Origin of the sequence: Dokdonia sp. (assembly GCF_039945015.1) — a bacterium.
Lineage (GTDB): Bacteria > Bacteroidota > Bacteroidia > Flavobacteriales > Flavobacteriaceae > Dokdonia.
The window spans coordinates 61,169-81,531 of sequence record NZ_JBDUXP010000004.1; the positions used below are offsets into that span (position 1 = coordinate 61,169).

At 32.8% G+C, this 20,363-nt stretch carries 19 protein-coding genes; 5 read left to right on the forward strand and 14 right to left on the reverse strand.

The window, feature by feature from the left end; genetic code table 11:
- Positions 1-229 precede the first annotated feature (229 nt).
- Positions 230-1,048, reverse strand: a complete 819-nt coding sequence (gene panB / locus ABJD27_RS02460; RefSeq protein WP_348171568.1) for a 3-methyl-2-oxobutanoate hydroxymethyltransferase — start codon at positions 1,046-1,048, stop codon at positions 230-232.
- A gap of 60 nt (positions 1,049-1,108) precedes the next feature.
- Between panB and ABJD27_RS02465 the strand changes: the two genes are divergently transcribed.
- Positions 1,109-1,609 carry a nuclear transport factor 2 family protein gene (locus ABJD27_RS02465; RefSeq protein WP_348171566.1) on the forward strand — a complete coding sequence of 167 codons (501 nt, stop codon included), beginning with the start codon at positions 1,109-1,111 and terminating at the stop codon, positions 1,607-1,609.
- Between the two features lie 418 nt (positions 1,610-2,027).
- The gene (locus ABJD27_RS02470) at positions 2,028-3,431 is read left to right on the forward strand and encodes a hypothetical protein (RefSeq protein ID WP_348171563.1); all 1,404 of its coding nucleotides are present in this window, start codon (positions 2,028-2,030) and stop codon (positions 3,429-3,431) included.
- 152 nt (positions 3,432-3,583) lie between these two features.
- Here the strand turns inward: ABJD27_RS02470 and ABJD27_RS02475 are convergent, their stop codons facing one another.
- The 3 genes from ABJD27_RS02475 to ABJD27_RS02485 are packed head-to-tail and all read right to left on the reverse strand — an operon-like array spanning position 3,584 to position 6,252.
- Positions 3,584-5,020, reverse strand: a complete 1,437-nt coding sequence (locus tag ABJD27_RS02475) for an L-serine ammonia-lyase (protein WP_348171560.1) — start codon at positions 5,018-5,020, stop codon at positions 3,584-3,586.
- Positions 5,017-5,529 (reverse strand): GNAT family N-acetyltransferase, encoded by a 513-nt coding sequence (locus ABJD27_RS02480; protein ID WP_348171557.1) that lies wholly within the window; start codon positions 5,527-5,529, stop codon positions 5,017-5,019. Before ABJD27_RS02480 ends, ABJD27_RS02475 begins: the two co-directional genes overlap by 4 nt.
- A 57-nt stretch (positions 5,530-5,586) precedes the next feature.
- Positions 5,587-6,252 (reverse strand): CPBP family intramembrane glutamic endopeptidase, encoded by a 666-nt coding sequence (locus ABJD27_RS02485; protein WP_348171554.1) that lies wholly within the window; start codon positions 6,250-6,252, stop codon positions 5,587-5,589.
- 95 nt (positions 6,253-6,347) lie between these two features.
- On the opposite strand from ABJD27_RS02485, the gene ABJD27_RS02490 reads away from it, so the two are divergent.
- The 3 genes from ABJD27_RS02490 (at position 6,348) to dnaK (ending at position 10,028) form a co-directional block, all read left to right on the forward strand.
- Positions 6,348-6,716 (forward strand): S24 family peptidase, encoded by a 369-nt coding sequence (locus ABJD27_RS02490; protein WP_348171552.1) that lies wholly within the window; start codon positions 6,348-6,350, stop codon positions 6,714-6,716.
- Complete coding sequence (locus ABJD27_RS02495; protein WP_348171549.1) at positions 6,677-7,978, forward strand: Y-family DNA polymerase; 1,302 nt, start codon at positions 6,677-6,679, stop codon at positions 7,976-7,978. The genes ABJD27_RS02490 and ABJD27_RS02495 overlap by 40 nt, the downstream gene beginning before the upstream one ends.
- Before the next feature lie 136 nt (positions 7,979-8,114).
- Positions 8,115-10,028: a molecular chaperone DnaK gene (gene dnaK, locus ABJD27_RS02500; RefSeq protein WP_348171546.1), complete on the forward strand. Its 1,914-nt coding sequence runs from the start codon at positions 8,115-8,117 to the stop codon at positions 10,026-10,028.
- Positions 10,029-10,493: 465 nt separating this feature from the next.
- Here dnaK and ABJD27_RS02505 read toward each other — a convergent pair whose 3' ends face one another.
- From ABJD27_RS02505 to ABJD27_RS02550, 10 genes are all read right to left on the reverse strand, one after another.
- A complete protein-coding gene (locus ABJD27_RS02505) occupies positions 10,494-11,219 on the reverse strand; it encodes a sulfotransferase family 2 domain-containing protein (protein WP_348171543.1) in 726 nt (241 codons plus the stop codon).
- 5 nt (positions 11,220-11,224) lie between these two features.
- Complete coding sequence (locus tag ABJD27_RS02510; RefSeq protein WP_348171540.1) at positions 11,225-11,857, reverse strand: sulfotransferase family 2 domain-containing protein; 633 nt, start codon at positions 11,855-11,857, stop codon at positions 11,225-11,227.
- An 88-nt stretch (positions 11,858-11,945) separates the two neighbouring features.
- Positions 11,946-12,737 (reverse strand): ABC transporter ATP-binding protein, encoded by a 792-nt coding sequence (locus ABJD27_RS02515; RefSeq protein ID WP_348171537.1) that lies wholly within the window; start codon positions 12,735-12,737, stop codon positions 11,946-11,948.
- 26 nt (positions 12,738-12,763) lie between these two features.
- Complete coding sequence (locus ABJD27_RS02520) at positions 12,764-13,561, reverse strand: hypothetical protein (protein ID WP_348171535.1); 798 nt, start codon at positions 13,559-13,561, stop codon at positions 12,764-12,766.
- Positions 13,554-14,678 carry a glycosyltransferase family 4 protein gene (locus ABJD27_RS02525; protein ID WP_348171532.1) on the reverse strand — a complete coding sequence of 375 codons (1,125 nt, stop codon included), beginning with the start codon at positions 14,676-14,678 and terminating at the stop codon, positions 13,554-13,556. The genes ABJD27_RS02520 and ABJD27_RS02525 overlap by 8 nt, the downstream gene beginning before the upstream one ends.
- Positions 14,675-15,028 carry a DUF2304 domain-containing protein gene (locus tag ABJD27_RS02530; protein WP_348171529.1) on the reverse strand — a complete coding sequence of 118 codons (354 nt, stop codon included), beginning with the start codon at positions 15,026-15,028 and terminating at the stop codon, positions 14,675-14,677. Before ABJD27_RS02530 ends, ABJD27_RS02525 begins: the two co-directional genes overlap by 4 nt.
- Positions 15,018-15,704: a glycosyltransferase family 2 protein gene (locus ABJD27_RS02535; protein ID WP_348171527.1), complete on the reverse strand. Its 687-nt coding sequence runs from the start codon at positions 15,702-15,704 to the stop codon at positions 15,018-15,020. Before ABJD27_RS02535 ends, ABJD27_RS02530 begins: the two co-directional genes overlap by 11 nt.
- A gap of 5 nt (positions 15,705-15,709) precedes the next feature.
- Positions 15,710-18,712, reverse strand: a complete 3,003-nt coding sequence (locus ABJD27_RS02540) for a hypothetical protein (RefSeq protein ID WP_348171525.1) — start codon at positions 18,710-18,712, stop codon at positions 15,710-15,712.
- A complete protein-coding gene (locus ABJD27_RS02545; RefSeq protein WP_348171523.1) occupies positions 18,712-19,152 on the reverse strand; it encodes a hypothetical protein in 441 nt (146 codons plus the stop codon). Before ABJD27_RS02545 ends, ABJD27_RS02540 begins: the two co-directional genes overlap by 1 nt.
- Positions 19,153-19,271: 119 nt before the next feature.
- Positions 19,272-20,150, reverse strand: coding sequence for a sulfotransferase (locus tag ABJD27_RS02550; RefSeq protein WP_348171520.1), 879 nt, complete (start codon positions 20,148-20,150; stop codon positions 19,272-19,274).
- Between the last annotated feature and the right edge of the window lie 213 nt (positions 20,151-20,363).

The window sequence follows — 20,363 nt, forward strand, 5'->3', positions numbered from 1 at the left end:
TGTATGTATGATTATAGGGTGATACGATTCTTGGTTTACTTCAAGAGCTTTGGGGTCCGTGATCTGCACTTTTTCCTGTTAGAGTATTTCACACAAAAAGTGGTAATATTCCATAGGATGGTGTTATTTTTTATACAGTATACGCCATTTCTATGACAGGCAGGATTTCGTACTTCGATAAGCTCAGCATAAACTTCTGCGTCACGATGTTCCTTGAAAGCAAAAAAAATTAGTATTGCTCAGATTCATTAGGAAAATCTTGCGACTTTACATCTGTTGCATATTGTTCAAATGCATCTGTCATTGCTGTATACATATCAAGGTATCTTCTTAAAAAACGAGGATTAAATTCGTGAGTCATACCTAACATGTCGTGTGTTACAAGTACTTGACCATCTACACCACCACCAGCACCTATTCCTATAATAGGAATGGTCAGACTTTCTGCTACTTCCTTTGCAAGAGTTGCGGGTACTTTTTCTAGTACGATTGCAAAACATCCAGCTTTCTGTAACATCAATGCATCTTCTTTTAGTTTTGCAGCTTCTTCTTCTTCCTTTGCTCTTACAGTATATGTTCCAAATTTATAGATAGATTGCGGTGTTAAGCCTAAGTGACCCATTACAGGAATTCCTGCATTTAAAATACGCTTGACACTTTCCTTAATTTCTTTACCACCTTCTACCTTTATCGCATGTCCTCCACTTTCCTTCATAATACGTATGGCAGAGCGCAATGCTTCTTTAGGATCACTTTGATAACTTCCAAAAGGAAGATCTACAACGACAAGAGCACGATCTATAGCACGTATTACAGAAGACGCATGGTAAATCATCTGATCTAGCGTGATAGGAAGTGTTGTTTCATGACCAGCCATGACATTAGAAGCACTGTCTCCTACAAGGATGACATCAATCCCAGCACCATCTACAATCTTTGCCATGGTATAATCATAAGCAGTAAGCATAGATATTTTTTCGCCACGACTTTTCATTTCTGTAAGAGATTTTACAGTAATACGTTTATATTCTTTTTTTGCGACAGACATTTGGTTATGTTTTATCCTACAAAAGTAGTAAATTACATATCTATATTAATCATGATTTTTATGAAGGGGAAATATATTATTTTGGGAATGATTTTTGGACTTGTTTTTTTTGCTTTCGCGAAAATTTCTACAGCGCAAAATCAATCAATCAAAACAGAAGAGGTTAAAGTAAAAGAACTAGTAGAACGTTTTTTTGATGGTTTTCATAAACAAGACTCTATTACTATTAAAAGTGTTGTTCATGAAAAAATACTCATGCAATCTATTGGAAAAAATAGAACAGGTGAAGTGGTATTAAGTAAACAAGACTTTAGTGGTTTCTTAACTTCTATATGTTCTATCCCTGATGAAACCAAATTTGAAGAACGTATCGAAAGCTATAAAGTCCAAATGGATGGTAAGATGGCAAACGTATGGACTCCTTACTCTTTTTATATAAATGGCGAACTAAGTCATTGTGGCACCAATAGTTTTCAACTCTTTAAACGAGACGGCGTATGGAAGATTTTCTATATTGTAGATACACGTGATCGAGAAAATTGTGGTGCAAAACGAGGATAATACCCAAAATTAAAATCTAAAATCTTTTCTTTTCATACTACTTAGATGAATATCTGACGTTACAATTTTGATTTGTGTTAGATAGCTTACATTCTAGATTAAATTTTCATAAGCATATTTGTTAATAAAAAGTTAAAATACATTCTTTTGTATATCAATACTTCATTAATAGAGAATACTTATACTTGTATAAATATAATCTATGTATCTGATTATCAATAATTTAATTATTTTTTAATCTAGTCTAAATTCATAAACGTGCTTTTTTATCTTCAAAAGCACGTAAGTAAGAAAATAGTATGAATACTAAATATACAGTGAAAAAATACACTCTATTTTCTCATGTGTATTACAATTGATCTGGCCAAATTTGATTGTAATCGTATAAAATAAAAATCAAAAATTAAATACTTAGAAAATGAAAAAGATTAATTTAATGCTTGTCGCATTTTTAGTACTATCTATCACTTTTGTCTCGTGTAATTCTGATGATGATAACACCCCTACTCCAGATGGAGAAGAACAAGGAGATGATGATGATGATACAGCTAGTTTTGTTGGAGCCGTATATGCTATGACTAATGGTGATGGTCAAATAGCAGGAACAAATATACAAGGACCTAATACTATTATTGCATATGGAAGAGCAGATGATGGTTCTCTTACACCTATCGGGCCATTTGCAACTGGTGGCAACGGAGGTGATTATGATGGGGGAGAAGGACTAGATCCACTAATCTCTGCATATGCACTTACAAAAACAGACGATAATGAGAATTTACTAGCGGTAAATGCTGGAAGTAATACGATTACTTCTTTTAATATTGCAGACGATTTTTCATTAGAAGCGGTAGGAGATCCTTTAGATACTGGTGCTGTAGGCCCTAATAGTATTGCAACAACAGATGACGTAACTGTTGCAGGAACAAAAGGTCTTGTATATGTGTCAAATATTACACGTCCAGAATTTTTAGCAGGAGGTGAGCCTATGCATCAGGGTACAGTAACTGGATATTGGTTACTAGAAAGTGGTGCTTTACAAGCAATTCCTGGGTCGACAAGAGACTTGCCTATCAGACCATCTGCGGTACAATTTTCACCAGATGGACAATGGTTAGTTATAACATCTATTAATTCTGGAGCAGTTGCATTAGGATCAGGAAGTGAAGATGAAGTAACAGTCTATAATGTAGGGGCAGACGGTGTATTAAGTGCAAATTCATGGGGTACAGCTACTTCTACATTGAGAGATAATACAGAAGGAAGAAACTTACCATCTGCTATTGGTTTTCAAGTAGTAGGAAATAACTATGTAGTAGTAACCGAAGCAAGAGAATTTCAACCTGATGGAACGCCACCAGCTTTCCCTGCATTACAAGATGGCTCTGTATCTACTTGGCAAATACAAGGCGATGGTACCTTAACGCCTATCACACTTGATGTACGTTCTGGGGAAGGTAACACAGGAAGAACAGCTTGTTGGTTAGACTTTACTGCAGATGGGAATACATTCTTTGTGTCAAATGCTATTGAAGCAGGTCTTGCATCATATAGTTTTGATAATGGTGCTGTAACCTTACTAGATCAAACAGCTGCTCAAGGAACAGGTACAGGAGGAGCAGATAATGGTCCAGAAGCATTTGCAAGTACAGACGGATGGATTGATATGTGGATCTCTGATGACGGACAGTATTTATACCAATTGTATGGATTAGATGGTACTATTGGAATATATAGAGTTAATGGAGAATCATTAGAATTTATATCAGAAGAATCAAATAATTTACCTGATACAAATACACAAGGTATTGTAGCTATATAATATCTTGAAGTTTGTTTGATTTTGATAGAAAGCTAAGGAAGGTACATCTTTTCTTAGCTTTCACTTTTTGTATTTTATGTACACGGTAGTAGTATTAGAAAGTACTATTTATTTTAGATTTTATCTAAGGGTGTACTTCTTATAATATTGAATTAACAATCTGCCATCCCTACATTAACAGCGAGTCCACCTTCACTTGTTTCTTTATATTTTGTATTCATATCCTGCGCTGTTTGCCACATGGTTTCTATTACTTTATCTAGAGGGACTTTTGCATTTGCAGCATCTGTATCAAGAGCCATCTCACAAGCATTTATAGCTTTGATTGCTCCCATTGCATTACGCTCGATACAAGGAATTTGTACAAGACCTCCTATAGGATCACATGTGAGTCCTAAATGATGCTCCATAGCAATTTCTGCAGCGATAAGTACTTGTTCTGGTGTTCCTCCCATAAGTTCTGTAAGTGCTCCAGCTGCCATAGCGCTAGATACTCCTATTTCTGCTTGACATCCTCCCATAGCAGCAGAGATGGTAGCTCCTTTTTTAAAGAGACTTCCTATCTCTCCAGCGACAAGCATATATTTTTTAATATCGTCAAAGTTGGCATCGTGATTTTCAATAACCATATAATACATCATGACAGCTGGAATTACTCCCGCGCTTCCATTAGTAGGCGCCGTTACGACACGTCCTAAAGAGGCGTTTACTTCATTTACCGATAATGCAAAGCAAGAAACCCATTTTAATATTTCGCGAAAGCGCACTTCTGTTCCGCGTATTGCTTCTATCCATTCATACTTATCTGTATACGGAGTTCCTTTTTGTAATTTTTTATGACTGTCATAAGCACGACGTCTTACATTGAGTCCACCAGGAAGTGTTCCTTCTGTATGACATCCGGTATACATAGAGTCCAACATCACATCCCATATCTGTTTGAGACGTTCATTAATTTCTTCTTCGGGCCTTAGATAAAGTTCGTTTTCAAATACAATTTGAGAGATAGATTTATTCTCATTCTTGCAAAATGCAAGGAGGTCGGTTGCTAGGGATATCGGTCTTGGAAAGCATTGAAATTGGTGTATTTTGAATTCAGAACGTTTACGTTCTTCTTGTACAACAAAACCACCACCTATAGAATAAAATGTTTCTTCTAGAATAGTATCTTTTGTAGTGGCTTTAAAGGTAATTCCATTGGGGTGAAATGGTAAAAATTCACGATTAAATTTTATTGCTTCTGAAGGATCAAAAGAAAGAGTACGGTCTCCATTAAACGATAACTTTTTTTCTGCTTTAATACTCTCAACTGTAGTAGGAATAGTACTAATAGAACATGTTTTTGGATCTGCTCCCATAAGTCCCATCATCACAGCTACATCAGTCGCATGTCCTTTTCCTGTGAGGGATAAAGAACCGTATAAATCTATATGTAAACTTTCTACAGTATTAAAAAGTTGTTCATCTTTTAATTTCTTTATAAAACGTCGTGCTGCTCGCCAAGGACCTAATGTATGTGAACTCGAAGGGCCTACGCCTATCTTAAGCATATCAAAAATGGAGATACATTCTATTTCTTTTTCTTTCATGAGAAATGCAATTGCATAATATAATCGGTTTGAATTTCAGCAATCATGTCATACTGATGTGTGCCTGTAATTTTAAAACCGTTTTTTTTGTAAAATCTAATAGCGTCTGGATTTTCTTCCCAAACGCCTAACCAAATGTAACTTTTTTCCAGTGTATGGGCTTGAGAAATTGCAAAATCTATCCCTTTTTTTCCAAAACCTTTATTGAGATATGGAGTATCTATATAAATACGTTCGATTTCAAGTCCATCTTGATCTTGAAATTCGGTTTGGGTACTTCCTATATTTAACTTAAGATATCCGATAATGGTATCGTTGGTTTGTATAAAATACCAATAGGAATTTTTGTCTAGAAGTTGTTGTCGTAAGTTCGCTTTCGCGAAAGCGTGCTCTACATAACTCTCCAAAACCCCAGGCTTGTTTTTATGAGCAAATGCATCTATATATGTACGAATAGCAAGTGCTTGTAAAAGATCAATGTCTTGTATAGAAATAGGAATGTAGTGCATCTTGTAAAGATAAAAAGATGCACTTTAAAATAGTGTCAATGTGCATTATTTTATTCTCTAACTAGCCAGTATTCCTAGCCCTACCACAAAGGCATTGTTCATAAAGTGAAGCCCCATGGACCAGATAAGTCCTTGGTTTTTTATTTTGATCCACCCCATCATAAAACCAGAAATAACACGAGGTACAATGAGCGCAATGAGCGCAATATTGATTACAAAATCATCTACATAATTATTAATATGTACGAGTCCAAATACAATAGATACAATAATAAGCATGGGTGTTGTGTATGTGTGTAAGAAGGTACGTAGTCGTTGTGTTGTCTTTTCGGAAATAAGATGCTTTAAAATATAAAATAATGTAAAGATGACTACAGCACCAAAGAGAAGTAAAATTCCCCAATGGATATCATGAGGAAGAAAACCTAATCCAAGAAAAACAGGCCAAGAACAAATAAATAAAATAAGATCTGTATGGGTAGGTTTGATAAGTGTACGAAACATCATTTCCTCTACAATAGGAGCAAAAATGCATGCAAGAACAAATAACTTAAAAGGATTATTTGTCAACATCTCACTTAGAGTTGTGTCTTCATAGCCGTTATCTTTAAGTTCGGGAATCCAGATGCTTAAAATCGCCATGGTTATAAAGAATAAGATATAGAATCCCCACATCTTAAAATAGGCTAAAAATAGGAGGCGTGTTTTTTGGCTTGAGGTCATATAATGATTGTATGGTACCATTAGTATGCGAAAGTATTAAATTGTTACGATAAGAATTATTCCATTATATGGGAATAATTCCATAATTTTGAATTATGGAAATCGAAGTGTCAGGAAAGATCAGAAAAACAGAAGAACGCCATAGCGCTGAGGTATCAACTCAGACAGGGTTTCCTAGTGCTGCAACTCATTATATGGAAGCACCTATAGATCTTAACGAGGAACTATCCATACATAAAGATGCTACTTTTTATATAAGAGTTAAAGGAGATGCTTGGAAAGACTTTATGATTCTAAATAAAGACGTGCTCATTGTAGATAGGTCGCTTACGCCACATTTTGAAGACTTAGCTTTGGTGGTAGAAGAAGGGGTGTTTAAAGTCATTCGCATTCCGTTTGATAAACATCAAGATACCTGTACCTTATGGGGAGTGATTACCTATATTATACATTACGCCCGATGATAGCAATGGTAGATTGTAATAGCTTTTACGCTTCATGTGAACAGATATTTCGTCCTGATCTATGGGGTAGGCCTGTTGTTGTTTTAAGTAATAACGATGGCTGTATCATTGCTGCAAACAAAGAAGCAAAAGCACTTACGCATATTCCTATGTTTGAGGCAGTGTATAAAATCAAGCATATCTTGATTAAAAATAAAGTCACTTTTTTTTCTTCTAATTATACGATGTATGGTGAGATGTCACAACGAGTAATGAATATACTAGGGACATTTTCTCCTTGTGTTGAGGTATATAGTATTGATGAAGCTTTTCTTGATGTACACGGATTCTCTCATATAGATATACAAGCCTATGGGTTTGACATTAAAGAACGTATTTATCAATATACAGGATTACCAGTAGGTGTTGGAATTGCACCTACAAAGGTACTTGCCAAGTTAGCAAATCGCATGGCAAAAAAAATCCCTATATACGATCATGTCTATGTAATGGATACAGAAGAGAAACGTATAGAAGCATTACAATGGGCAGATATAGGTGATATATGGGGTATTGGAAGAAAGCATGTAAAACGACTTCAAGCAATAGGTGTTTTTAAAGCAATCGATTTTGTAAACCTACCACTTGCTTGGGTACGTAAAGAGATGACCATTGTAGGAGAACGCTTGTGGAAAGAACTACGAGGAGAGTCGTGTTTGGAATTTATGACAGTCCCTAACCCTAAAAAGGCGATAGGAACTGCAAAATCTTTTGGGCAAAAATTACCAGATTTGGGAAGAATCGAAGAAGCTTGTGCTTATTATATCACCGAAGTGGCAGAAGTATTACGCGCTCAAAAATCGTGTGCAACCTATGTACATGTAGCGTTGTATACCAATTACCATAGTACAATAGATAAGCAATACTCAAATCGTATGACAGTAACTATGCCTATTCCTACCAATGATACATTTGCTCTTATCGCACATGCTCGTAAAGCATTACATGGTATTTATAAATCAGGATATCGTTATAAAAAGGTAGCTGTAAACCTGACAGGATTAATTCCTCAAGAACATGTACAAGGGAATCTTTTTGAGCAACAATCTAAGATTACCGATGCAAAAATCATGAAAATTGTAGACACTCTTAATATGAAATTTGGAAAAACAACAGTGTCTTCTGCCATGATCGGAACCCGTATTCACGAATGGGAATTAATTAAACGAGAACGAAGTCCTCGCTATACAACACAGTGGAGGGAGCTCTTGGAAATAGGATAAGTGATGTGTACTATTTTTTTATAATTACGCTTTCGCGAAAGCAGAAAATGACACCTTGTCAGTCTGTTTGCAGTGGCATAATGATTGACTATTGTGTAGTGTAGAAAAATTTAAATAACACTTAATACATAATATAATGAGCAAAATCATAGGAATTGACTTAGGAACTACCAACTCTTGCGTTGCTGTTATGGAAGGTAACGAGCCTACAGTAATCCCTAATGCTGAAGGAAAGCGTACAACACCATCTGTAATCGCTTTTGTAGAAGGAGGGGAGATTAAAGTAGGGGATCCAGCAAAACGACAAGCAGTAACAAACCCAACAAAAACAATCGCTTCTATTAAGCGTTTTATGGGGAATAAATACAGCGAAAGTTCTAAAGAAGCAGATCGCTCTGCATATAAAGTAGTAAAAGGCGATAATGATACTCCTAGAGTAGACATTGATGGTCGTTTATATACACCACAAGAATTATCTGCAATGACACTTCAAAAAATGAAGAAAACAGCAGAGGATTACCTTGGACAAGATGTAACTCGTGCTGTAATTACAGTGCCTGCATATTTTAACGATAGCCAGCGTCAAGCAACAAAAGAAGCAGGAGAAATAGCAGGTCTTAAAGTAGAACGTATTATTAATGAGCCTACAGCGGCGGCATTAGCGTACGGTCTTGATAAGAAAAATGAAGATCAGAAAATCGTAGTATTTGATTTTGGAGGAGGAACTCATGATGTATCTATCCTAGAATTAGGAGACGGTGTATTTGAAGTACTTGCTACCGATGGAGATACACACTTAGGAGGAGATGATGTAGATCAAAAAATAATTAACTGGCTTGCAGAAGAGTTTATTGCAGATGAAGATATGGACCTTCGTAAAGATCCAATGGCTTTACAACGTCTTAAAGAAGCTGCAGAAAAAGCAAAGATTGAACTTTCTTCTTCTTCACAAACAGAGATTAATTTACCATACGTTACTGCAACAGCTAGCGGTCCAAAACACTTAGTACGTACATTAAGCCGTGCAAAGTTTGAAGCACTTATAGATGATCTTGTAAAAAGAACAATAGAGCCATGTCAAACGGCACTTAAAGCAGCAGGATTAAGTACTGGAGATATAGATGAGATTATTCTTGTAGGAGGATCTACTCGTATTCCTGCAGTACAAGAAGCAGTAGAGAAATTCTTTGGAAAGTCACCATCAAAAGGAGTAAATCCAGATGAGGTAGTAGCTGTAGGAGCTGCAATTCAAGGAGGTGTACTTACAGGAGATGTAAAAGATGTATTATTACTAGATGTAACACCTCTTTCTTTAGGAATTGAGACCATGGGTAATGTATTTACAAAACTTATTGAAGCAAATACAACAATCCCAACAAAAAAATCTCAAGTATTCTCGACAGCAGCAGATAATCAACCATCGGTAGAAATCCATGTATTACAAGGAGAACGTGCGATGGCAGTAGATAATAAAACAATTGGACGTTTTCATCTTGATGGAATTCCTCCAGCACAACGTGGAACACCACAAATCGAAGTAACTTTTGATATCGATGCAAACGGAATCATCAAAGTAAGCGCTACAGATAAAGCAACAAACAAAACGCAAGATATTCGTATTGAAGCATCATCTGGACTTACGGAAGATGAAATCGCTAAGATGAAAGCTGAAGCTGAAGCAAATGCAGATGCAGATGCAAAAGCAAAAGAGACTGCAGATAAGATTAATGAAGCAGATGGAATGATCTTCCAAACAGAGAAGCAGTTAAAAGAATTTGGTGATAAATTATCTGATGATAAGAAAAAACCAGTTGAAGATGCTCTTGCAGAATTAAAAACAGCTTTTGAGACAAAAGATGTAGATACGATTCAGCCTAAACTAGATGCTATTAATGAAGCTTGGAAAGCAGCATCAGAAGAGATGTATAAAGCACAAGCAGAAGCACAAGGTGGAGAAGCACAACCAGGACCAGATGCACAAGCAGGTGGAAATGAAACTGCAGACGAATCTAGTGATGTAGAAGATGTAGATTTTGAAGAAGTAAAGTAAGTAGAGAACCACTTTTTGTGAAGCAAAAAGTATGTGAATCACTTATTCCGAGCCTGTCTCGGGATCTACTGAACAATAACTATATTAAGAATCCCCGTAATTTTTGTTACGGGGATTTTTTGTTCCATTTTCGTTGTAAGTGAAAGTGAGAGAATCGCTTATGCCCATACATGTGAGTATCTCAGGAGATATATGAATACCTCTAGATGGTTAATGTCTAAGAGATTTTTGTTTTCGCTTTAAGCGAAATAATATATTGCTAGAAAAGAGGCCGTCTAAATTGTTTTTAGATGGCCTTTTTTGCTATGTGTCGTGCAATAATTAACTAGCTGGTGAAAGTTCAATACAGAGATTTCTACTTGTTTTAATCATAGAATACGAAATGATTGTAGTTCTCTTCTCGACGGCAGGAAGATTACATATTTTGCTTGTATCTGTAATTTAATTTTAGGTGAATTGGATAGGTTACTTTCTAAAAGCAAGAACCTGTTCATAAAGTGCTTGATCCTTTTGGTTATAAGATCTAATTAATGCTTTTGTTTGTTCATCTACAACAGGTTTGTTTCTCGCACCTGTTTTATTATGCATTACAATCTCAAGAGTACTCCAATTTAATTTTCTCCCTAATTCTTGAATATCCTCATCATAATTTTCTACGATACCAATAAAAAAGAAATCTTTAAGGTCAATACCTTTTAAAAACTTTGACATTCTATTGCAATTTCTTTCGTCTTGTGCATATTCAAGTAAAGAACGTCGCATTTTAGAAAGAATATTAAGCCCTTTTTTTTCTTCATTTAATTCTTCATCCAATCGTTTATATAAATAATAATAATTAGAGATAACACGTTCAACAGGGTCTCGTAACCAAGTAATAATGGGTGTATTGGGGAGAAGGCTCAATTGGTTATGCAACAAATCGATGGTAAAGTGCCCATGAATTACTGTTGTGTTTTTATACAAATAAGCTTTATTTACATGTATTTTATTGATTCTTGTCTTATTATCATTAATATCAATGCGTGTTACTTTTTTATGACCATATTGCTTTTTTAAACTATGAATGAAGGAAGTCCCTGCTGTTTTTGGAATATGAATAGATACAAGTTTAACTTTTGACCAATCTGCATTGCGTTGGTGGGTTCCAACAAGGCGACGATGTATGTTAAGTAATGAATAGTATGTATGCATAAAATCTATTTTCTACAGAAAGAATAATCAAACATTTCGATATCCTCCTTATAATGTATTCGTACTAGTTCTTCTAATTCATCATCATATGCTGTGCTGTAATGAATAATAGGTAGGCTTTGATTGATATGAGGTAAATCTATTTTCATATCTAATAATTGACCAAGTTTAGCAACATCAGACTCTAAGTTTTCAAACCTCCCAATAAAGTCTATATCTATTTTATCGTCATAATTTTTGAGCCATTCTACTTGAGGTTTTGATTTTTCATATGGGTTATCGTATTGATTATTTAAAGTTGATTTTAACCATAATCCGAATGTATTTCCTTGGGCTTCGCTTGCTATTTTGTTTTTTCGTTGCTTAAATCGATATAAAGAATAAAGACGATCCCAAGGGTTACGCACAAATGTAAATTTAAAGGCATTATCCCAATGTTCTTGACCTACAATATCAATAATTTCTTTTACAAAATAGTGTTTTTTAGTTTTACTGGATTGGCTACTTCTATTAAATTTCATACTAAAAATTAAGCTTGTTCCAGCCGTTTTTACAATATGAATGCGAATGATATCATCTCTCTTTTTTATGTAAAAAGGATAGGGTATTTTACGATTAAACCTTGAAAATAAATTCATAACTCTATTAATTCATTTGATCATTACTTATTCTAGGGGGCATATAAACCTTAAGGCATTAAGAGCAATATTATTAAAATAAGTAGCGCTAATTTGCTTTATAGTCTTTTATTCCTTGAATAATATCAACAGTTGTATTTATTATTTTACCTTTTTCTAATACAATTAATCTATTGGCTAGATCACTTATTTCGGTTAAACGGTGTGTGGCAATTATCAATGCTCTTCCCTTTTTAGAATATTCTTCTTTTAGAAATTTATAACACTTTGTTTTAAATTTTGAGTCTGAAAAACTAAATCCTTCATCTATAAATAGAATATCACTTTTTATAGAAAGGACAAGAGACATGGCGAGGCGAGTTTTCATCCCAGATGAATATTTTCCTATAGGAGTGTCTATAAAAGAACCTACATCTGAAAAAGATATAATAAAATTCATGTTTGCTTCTACTTCCTTGCGTGACATACCATAATAGGCGGCTTTCAAATATATATTCTCTCTACCTGTCAATATCTGGTTAAAGCCTGATTTAATAGCAAACACACTAATAATTTTTTTAATCTTTTTGTGATATTCAATAGTGCCTTTCTCTGTTTCATAGATTCCTGCTAGCATTCTGGTCAATGTTGTTTTCCCAGAACCGTTAATACCTGCTAGAATGATAATATCGTCTTCATAAATGTTAAAATTAATATCATTTAATGCCCAAAATTCTTTTTTACGCAAGGAAGAGTAATTTGGTTTTAAGCCAAAGAAATATATAATAAGATCTTTTATACCATAGTACATATTATAGGTAAGGTCTTTGCAAAATTTCTTATACAGTCCTGTTACTTTAAGTAAAGGGATAGGCTTTAAAGTTGTCTCGTCAGTGCTCATTGATATTTGTTTGTTAGCCGTATTCATTAAATTCCTTCTCTTTCTAATATTCTTGCAGTATTAATAACAAAAAATCGAGTTAGTAACAGAAATAATATGGTAACGCATAATGCACAAATTAAGCTAATCATTGGTTGGTATAATTCTCCATTTAATAATAGGTTTCTAGGACTACTAATTAAATACGTTAATGGATTGTATTTAATAAATTTTGCTAATAAACCCGTTGAAATTTCTGGAGTATATACTACAGGACTAAGGAGTAAAAATAATTTAATAAAATTATCCATTAAAAATGTAAAGTCTTTTGCAAGCGCACTAAAAAGTCCAGTTAATAAACCAATCGCAGCTCCAAAAAGTTGAAGAGGTAGTATTGCTATTGGAAAAATAAAAACCAATGGGTGTAATGAAATCCCAATGTACAAGAAGTAGGCTATAATGAAAATAAAAGGGATGAAAAATTTAATAGCCGCTACAATAAGCTCAGTAAAGATAATTATATTAATGGGTAGCTTATTTACTAAAAGTGTCTTACCATAGGTTATAAAGATTTGGCTGCAATTTTTATAGGTTTCAAAAAACAACGCCCAAATAGTGGTGCTCAATAATACAAAAGCTGTGTAAGGAATTTCCATTTGACCAGGTTCAAGTATGCCTGCACCTTTCATGAAAATCCAAGTTAAAATTGCAAATACAGGGAGTATTAACAACCATAACCAACCAAGGAGTGACCGTTTAAGGTCTGCTAACAATCTAAGTTTTATTAACTCTTGTAGTAAAAACCTCTTTGATTGTTTAGGGATAGTATAGGTGTAGTTATCCATCTATCATTTCTTTATACAAATGTACATATTGTTCAACACTTTTATCTAAAGAAAATTGTACGCTTTCTTTATATTGCCATTCTTGTTGTTTGGCTTTCTGTAATGCTTCAAATAACCCTTTTGTTGTAAGTGAATCCATAGCTATATACGGTCCACTCACAACTTCTTTTAAAGCTCCACAATGTGAACTAATAACAGGAATGTTTAATGCGCAAGCTTCTGCTGCAACAAAACAAAACCCTTCTGAATACGAGGGTATTACAATAAAGGATGCTCGTTTTATTTGTTTATATAACTCTTCTTTGGTTAAATTATGCATCACCGTAATCTGATCGACACATGGAAGACTATTAATTTTGTTTACTATCAGGTCATACATTTTCTTTGGGAGCTCAGGTATCACTAGTTTTAGGGTAGCTTCAGGGTTTTTTTGAAGAAAAATATCTGAAGCTTCTAGCAATAGGTCTAAACCTTTTGAAACTCCAAGCCTACCTACAAAAATATAATCAAGCGCTGTTCTTTTCTTTATAGTTTTTACATCCGAAATATCAATTTTAGCACTTATTTGCTTGATACTATTATAATCTAGTCCATTGTAAATTATATTGATTTTTGATTGATCAACTCCTGCTTTAATAAGTCTTTGTTGTGTGAATTTTGAAACGGCTACAATTTTAGAAAATGGCAAATAAGACACCATTCGCTCAAAAGTACTATATAAAAACCGCTGTCTAAAGTTGAGGTAAGGTAGTTGTTTCCATAAATCTCCCCAATACTCATGAAAAGTTAACACACTTTTTTTATTTCTCAAACGAGATACTAGCCAAGCAGGCGGCGCTGCGGTATACGTTGTTGTATGAACTAAATCGAAATCCTTACTGTTTTTAAATATGCTTGGAACACTTTTTATAAAAAAAGAAAAACGGTTGTTACAATTAACACGGTAAATATCTATTCCCTCATTACGCTCTCTTTGAGGGAGTTTCTTATCAAACCTTGTCGTGATTACTTTAACTTCATGGCCTTGAATAACTAATGCTTTTGATAATTGCCAAAACAAGTATTCTACTCCTCCAATATATGGGTGAAAATGCTCTAAGACGAATAATATTCTCATGAATCAACATCATCTTTATCAGCCATTAATAAAGATAATTCTATAGTTAATTTTGTGATAATTTTTTGTTGTCTTTTGTATAAATCGTAAAGTATAATTACAGCGCCAAACAAAAAACCAATTAAGACAAAAATGATGGCATTAACATTACTCTTAAAATCTAATGTCTTAGCTAACCAATTTGTAGTGACATCTGGGAATAATGCAATGATAGAGATGAAAAAAGCGACTAATATACCTGGCCATATAGCTTTCCATTTTGCCTTAAAACGGTATATTTTCCATAATTGCCATAGGATAAAAATAGCAGCTAATATGGGGACTAGTATCTGAAACGATCTAATGTTCATAAAAAATATTTTTTAATAGATTACAAGCAGTTTTTATTCCTTTCCATAAATTCTGACCCTTACTTTGAGAGTATTTGGTATATTGAACTTTAATAGGTGTTTCTACTAAATTTAGTTTCATAGAATTAGCTTTCCAAACCATTTCTGTACAAATACCGTATTCATCTAACTCAAGGTCTAAATTATGTATGGCTACTTTATTTAATAACCTAAATCCAGATTGACTATCTGTTACTGTTGATTTTCCAAAATAAGTAAACATATTTGCTATCTTATTATAGATAATCCTTGAGAATGGTATTTTAGACTGATGCTCTAAAAAACGACTACCAATTACAATATCGGCTTTCTGTTTTTGTAATTCATCTACTAGTTTTTCAATTTCGCTTGGGAAATGTTGTCCGTCAGCATCCATAAAAACCATAAATTCAATATTCTTTTTTTTTGCAAAAAGAATAGCAGCTCTTATAGCAGCTCCAACACCTCTATTTAAACATAAATGCAATATCTTTGCGCCTTCTTCCTGAGCAAATTTATAGGTGTTATCTGTACTTCCATCATCCACGACAACAAGATTAGCGTAGCCATAAGATTTTAGATTTTTAATAATATCTCTAATGACTGTAGCTTCGTTATAAGCTGGTAAAAAAACCCATATGTCGTCTTTTACTATCATAGACATTATAATATCTCAAAAATAGCAAGATTCCCTTGTTCTACTGTCTTTCCAACCAGGCCATACCCTATTTTTGTTTCATTCGTTTTTGGATCTGTTCTACTCACTTTATTATTGGTCATTACCAATCGAATTCTATCCTTATTATTTAAAATTTTTACAAACCTAGTAGCTTTATCAGTTAAGGATTGTTCTGGTGTTTGGTCAATTGTGGCAACTTTTAAACTAAAAACAATGTACTTAACATTATTTAATTTTAAAACAGTTAAAAAATCATCTGGATTTTGTAGTTTATTACTAGCACGATCAAATATGTTTAGTTGAGTATCCTCATACACTCTCGAACTATTATTTTTTATATGATAGTTCATAAATGTTCCAACACGATAAATTTTTGTCGAAATATCACTATTAAGAACTTCAGCCGCAGGGGTAATTATGGACCTTGGGTTATTAAAATTTGTATCTGTTATAAAATGATTGGAATAATGACTTATAAACGGTTCAAAAAAGACATTATTTAGTTGACTTAGATTATTATTGTTATTAGAAAAATGAGCTAATAAATTTAATAATAAAAAGATAGAGAATATTACTTGAGCCCATTTTCTAATCATAGAATTTATATGTTCAGAAACAAAAAGGGATATATTTTCATAATAATATGCAATTAATAAAGAGGATAGTAACCAAATAACTAAAGCGTAGTATGGTATTCCATTCCCTAGTATCCACCATAAAAATCCATAAGTCATTATAAATATCAATACTAATTTGACAGGTTGGTTAAACTTTTTCCAATTGTCTTTTGCTATCCAAGCAAAAAGTATACAAAGCATTATAAGAATACATAAAATTAAAGGAAATGTCATTTCTGAAAACACTCCAAATAATGGTTGGGTTAACTCACTGACACTAGTTTGTAGCTTTAGAAATGGCAAGGAAACATCTTTGCTTATATCAAGAAAACTATTACTTGAATTTGGATAAAAATTACTTAGATACTTTTCAGAACTTAGTGTAGAACCTTTAGAGATCATGGCAGCTTTCCAACTCAGTAAAAGAATGATCCCAAAAACAAAAAGACCTATACTATTTTTTAAATTAACTATTTTTCCTTTTTTTAGGGATAGTACTAATAATGGGAGAAAAAGTAAAAATAAAAAACCAAAATCTACTCCTCTTTTATTTGGGATATTGACTCCCACACTCACATCATAAGGTAAAGACAAATAACTATTCAAGCCTGTCTCATACCCTAGATATCTTAGTATCTCTTCTCGTTTACCTGTATTTCTCTTAAAATTCTTTTTAGTATTTTTTCGTTGCTTTCTTATTTCTTCATATTGATTAATGAAACTCTTATCATCAAAACCAGAAACATATTCTTCTCCTCCTAGATATTCAATGATTCGGGCCTTATCCTCATTTGATATTTTACTTGGAATATTATTTTCAATTAAAAATGAATAATTATCTTCAAAAGAATCTTTAGCTCCTTTTCCATAGAGTAATGCTTTACTTGAAATATGCCCCGTTTCAACACTATTTTTAATTACCCAAGGCATAACACTCAGCATTATGGCAATGGAAATAATGAAAATATTTTGAATTATGCTACGCCCTTTTATCCAATCAAATTTCTTGAAGTAAAAAATAAATATTCCAATACCTAAAAAACCAAAGACTCCGATGATGGTATATCGCTCTATAGAAGAGATCTCTAGGTAACCAAAAGAATCTATTTTAAATAGAAATAGTAAAGATAAAGTTGTAAGTATTGATCCTAAATAGGCTTTGATCCCACCCCATTGATAAATAAGTAGTAAAACGATACCAATAATTAGTAGTAATCCAAGATATTTAATTCCAATTGCAAAGCCTATTAATAGACCTAAAAGACTGAAAAACAGTTTAGAATTTTTGCTTTTTATTGAAAAATCATACTGTACAAATTTGGCATACTTAAGAAAAAAAATAATAACAGATATACAAACAAAAAGAAAACCAAGATCTACCTTTTCATCAATAAAGTTGTGAAAACTAACCGCTGGTAATGTATAAAAGATAGCTATTCCTACCCAAGTTGTAGCGCTACTTAAAAAAATACGTCCTAGATGAAACATCGCCCATATAGAAAGTACGCCCATGATATGGGAAAGAAAAATAGAAAATACCATACTTCCATAAAGTAGAGGACCTAAGCTTGTAAATAGTGACCAATTGTAAGCTTGTCCTCCCTTTATTAAAGATTGAGAGTCGATTAAATTTTTTGTTACATTTTGATATAATGCAGCCCCATCATAACCAAGTGGAAAAATTTTTAGCGTTCCTACTAAATTAAAAGCTGTAAAAATTAAAATCATAGTAATAACAGCAAATGTCCAAAAGGATACATCTTTAGTATTGATAGGGTTCCAAAAAACATATTTTATAAAGGACCAGCAAACCTTTCGTTGCCATATTACTAACAGTAATAGTATGGGAATGATTGCCCAAGTATGTAAGAAACCTATGGTAGCCAATCCCATTAATAATAAAGTGAGTATTCCCATTCCTATGGCAACTCCAAGTATTAATTTATGATGAACATTTAATACTCCTTTAAATGGTTTAAGAAATTTGTTTCCCGCCGCATAGCAGCATAAAAAGATTAAAAATGTGCCAAGGTGAAGAGAAATACTATTAATCAAAAAGAACCCTTGACCTTTAAATGAAAAACCATTAAATATAGATGCCTCTTCAGCAAAACTATTATAGACAATCATTAATGCTAGAAGAAGAAACGTATATATCTTCCATCCCCTCCATTTAAAATTACTCTTAGAGAATAAAAAGAAAACCCCTATCGAAATTAGAGTCAGAATAAAAATTATTTTAATATAAGGGGAATGGGTAGCCGCATAAAAATAGGAGGGATGGTGTATCAGATAATTAACAAGAACCCATAGCGTCCATAAGATTAATCCAAATTTCAAAAAAAATGCTTTTTTTTTAGCGCTTAACATTATTTTTTTGTTTTTGATTTTCTTGGGAATAATAGTAATTGTTCTGGAGTAAGTACTTTTGATTTTATTCTCTGAACCATTTTTCTTTTAAATATACTACAAGCGTACTGATCTTTAAAAGTAGTTATTCGTGAACTTTCAGCTAGAGCATTTATTTGATCAATCTGTTCGTTAGTAAGTGGAGCTTTTGGATTACTTTTATTTAACTTCTCTATTAAAAACTCTATTACTTCGGCCTTATTTGCATATTTAGGAGGGTCGGTTTTACTAACTATTATTTGGGATTTTTTTTCTTGTAGCTTAGTTTCTGTTTCTACATTTTCTGTAGGAGTAGTATTTAAATTGACACCCTCTTTTGCAGTTGCATTCTTGTTTTCAACACAGCCTATAACCAATAGCGTTAATGCTACTAGTAAATTAAAATGAAATATTTTTTTCATAGTATTCGTTTTGGTATTTAAAAATCAATGTCACTTCAAATAGTATTAGTGTAAAATAATGAATTATTAATTGTTAGTGGCTGAGTAAATCTGTCAACATTTTCTCAAAGCTATAGTACTTATTCATAATTATACCTATTTAAAAAAGCGTATGGTTTAATACTATTTGAAAAATTTTGTATTCTTTCTGTTGTCCAGTATGGCAAGTCAAATCTACTTTGGTTTGTTTTGTCCCAAACAATGGAAGAGCAATCTTTTATGTATTCTTGAGATACATCTATTTCCAAAAATTGAAATATTCTAATAAGCTCTTTCTTAGGATTTGCTATAAAATCTTCTAAATGCACATCACAAATATTATTTGGAATATGTGCTTTTAGTTTTGTATTTGTTTCTATTAGCTCTAAGTATTTATGTACTCTTTTGTTAAATAAATCTTCCGTTAATTCTTTTCCGTTTTTTTTTACTTGACGTAAAATCATAGTACTTACATTATCATAAGGATTTCGTATTACATGTATAATTTTTAATTTGGCTTGACTAATTTTTTCTATGTTATGAAGTAATTTCATGTGATTTTCATCTCCGAAAATAGAAGAACTTTTCCCTCCTTTTTTGTCGCCTATTCCAATTAGTTTACGGTATTTACCTTGCCATTGATTAGGTACTACATAACTATAATCTGAATTTGATCTTCCTATAGCCGCATGTCTTTTAGAATTTCTTAAGATGAAATAAAATATTTGATGACGGAAATACTTTTTTTTAAAAAAATAAAGTGAGTTCATTTCATTTGAAATGACAATATCTGAGTGGGCATCTAACAGAGAACCTATCAAACTATGTCCACTTCGAGGATATCCGATAAAAAAGATGTAATTATTGATATGAGAAAAATCTTCTTTTAATTTTAATCCTTTAAGATAGGACATCACATAGTAATAAAACCAAAAAGGACCAGCTATAACTTTAAATTTTTTTGCTTTATCTCTATTCATTAAGTAAATAAACGAAATAAAGTTGTTATTAAAAATTATAGAATTACATTTAAATTTCAAAGACAACTTTTAAGATTATAAAAAAAAATCTAACATACAATTTTATAATTTGTTCTTTTTGTGAATTTGATAGCACTATTTTTCTCTATTCTATATGAAATTTTACTAGATAGAGCATCGTCTGACTTCTTGTTTTCTACACCAGTTTTACAA

What these genes read in the sequence shown, in the direction of transcription:
- panB (WP_348171568.1), bottom strand. Translation starts at nt 1,048, where the DNA reads ATGTCTGTCGCAAAAAAAGAATATAAACGTATTACTGTAAAATCTCTT.
- ABJD27_RS02465 (WP_348171566.1), top strand. Translation starts at nt 1,109, where the DNA reads ATGAAGGGGAAATATATTATTTTGGGAATGATTTTTGGACTTGTTTTT.
- ABJD27_RS02470 (WP_348171563.1), top strand. Translation starts at nt 2,028, where the DNA reads ATGAAAAAGATTAATTTAATGCTTGTCGCATTTTTAGTACTATCTATC.
- ABJD27_RS02475 (WP_348171560.1), bottom strand. Translation starts at nt 5,020, where the DNA reads ATGAAAGAAAAAGAAATAGAATGTATCTCCATTTTTGATATGCTTAAG.
- ABJD27_RS02480 (WP_348171557.1), bottom strand. Translation starts at nt 5,529, where the DNA reads ATGCACTACATTCCTATTTCTATACAAGACATTGATCTTTTACAAGCA.
- ABJD27_RS02485 (WP_348171554.1), bottom strand. Translation starts at nt 6,252, where the DNA reads ATGACCTCAAGCCAAAAAACACGCCTCCTATTTTTAGCCTATTTTAAG.
- ABJD27_RS02490 (WP_348171552.1), top strand. Translation starts at nt 6,348, where the DNA reads ATGGAAATCGAAGTGTCAGGAAAGATCAGAAAAACAGAAGAACGCCAT.
- ABJD27_RS02495 (WP_348171549.1), top strand. Translation starts at nt 6,677, where the DNA reads ATGGGGAGTGATTACCTATATTATACATTACGCCCGATGATAGCAATG.
- dnaK (WP_348171546.1), top strand. Translation starts at nt 8,115, where the DNA reads ATGAGCAAAATCATAGGAATTGACTTAGGAACTACCAACTCTTGCGTT.
- ABJD27_RS02505 (WP_348171543.1), bottom strand. Translation starts at nt 11,219, where the DNA reads ATGCATACATACTATTCATTACTTAACATACATCGTCGCCTTGTTGGA.
- ABJD27_RS02510 (WP_348171540.1), bottom strand. Translation starts at nt 11,857, where the DNA reads ATGAATTTATTTTCAAGGTTTAATCGTAAAATACCCTATCCTTTTTAC.
- ABJD27_RS02515 (WP_348171537.1), bottom strand. Translation starts at nt 12,737, where the DNA reads ATGAGCACTGACGAGACAACTTTAAAGCCTATCCCTTTACTTAAAGTA.
- ABJD27_RS02520 (WP_348171535.1), bottom strand. Translation starts at nt 13,561, where the DNA reads ATGGATAACTACACCTATACTATCCCTAAACAATCAAAGAGGTTTTTA.
- ABJD27_RS02525 (WP_348171532.1), bottom strand. Translation starts at nt 14,678, where the DNA reads ATGAGAATATTATTCGTCTTAGAGCATTTTCACCCATATATTGGAGGA.
- ABJD27_RS02530 (WP_348171529.1), bottom strand. Translation starts at nt 15,028, where the DNA reads ATGAACATTAGATCGTTTCAGATACTAGTCCCCATATTAGCTGCTATT.
- ABJD27_RS02535 (WP_348171527.1), bottom strand. Translation starts at nt 15,704, where the DNA reads ATGATAGTAAAAGACGACATATGGGTTTTTTTACCAGCTTATAACGAA.
- ABJD27_RS02540 (WP_348171525.1), bottom strand. Translation starts at nt 18,712, where the DNA reads ATGTTAAGCGCTAAAAAAAAAGCATTTTTTTTGAAATTTGGATTAATC.
- ABJD27_RS02545 (WP_348171523.1), bottom strand. Translation starts at nt 19,152, where the DNA reads ATGAAAAAAATATTTCATTTTAATTTACTAGTAGCATTAACGCTATTG.
- ABJD27_RS02550 (WP_348171520.1), bottom strand. Translation starts at nt 20,150, where the DNA reads ATGAATAGAGATAAAGCAAAAAAATTTAAAGTTATAGCTGGTCCTTTT.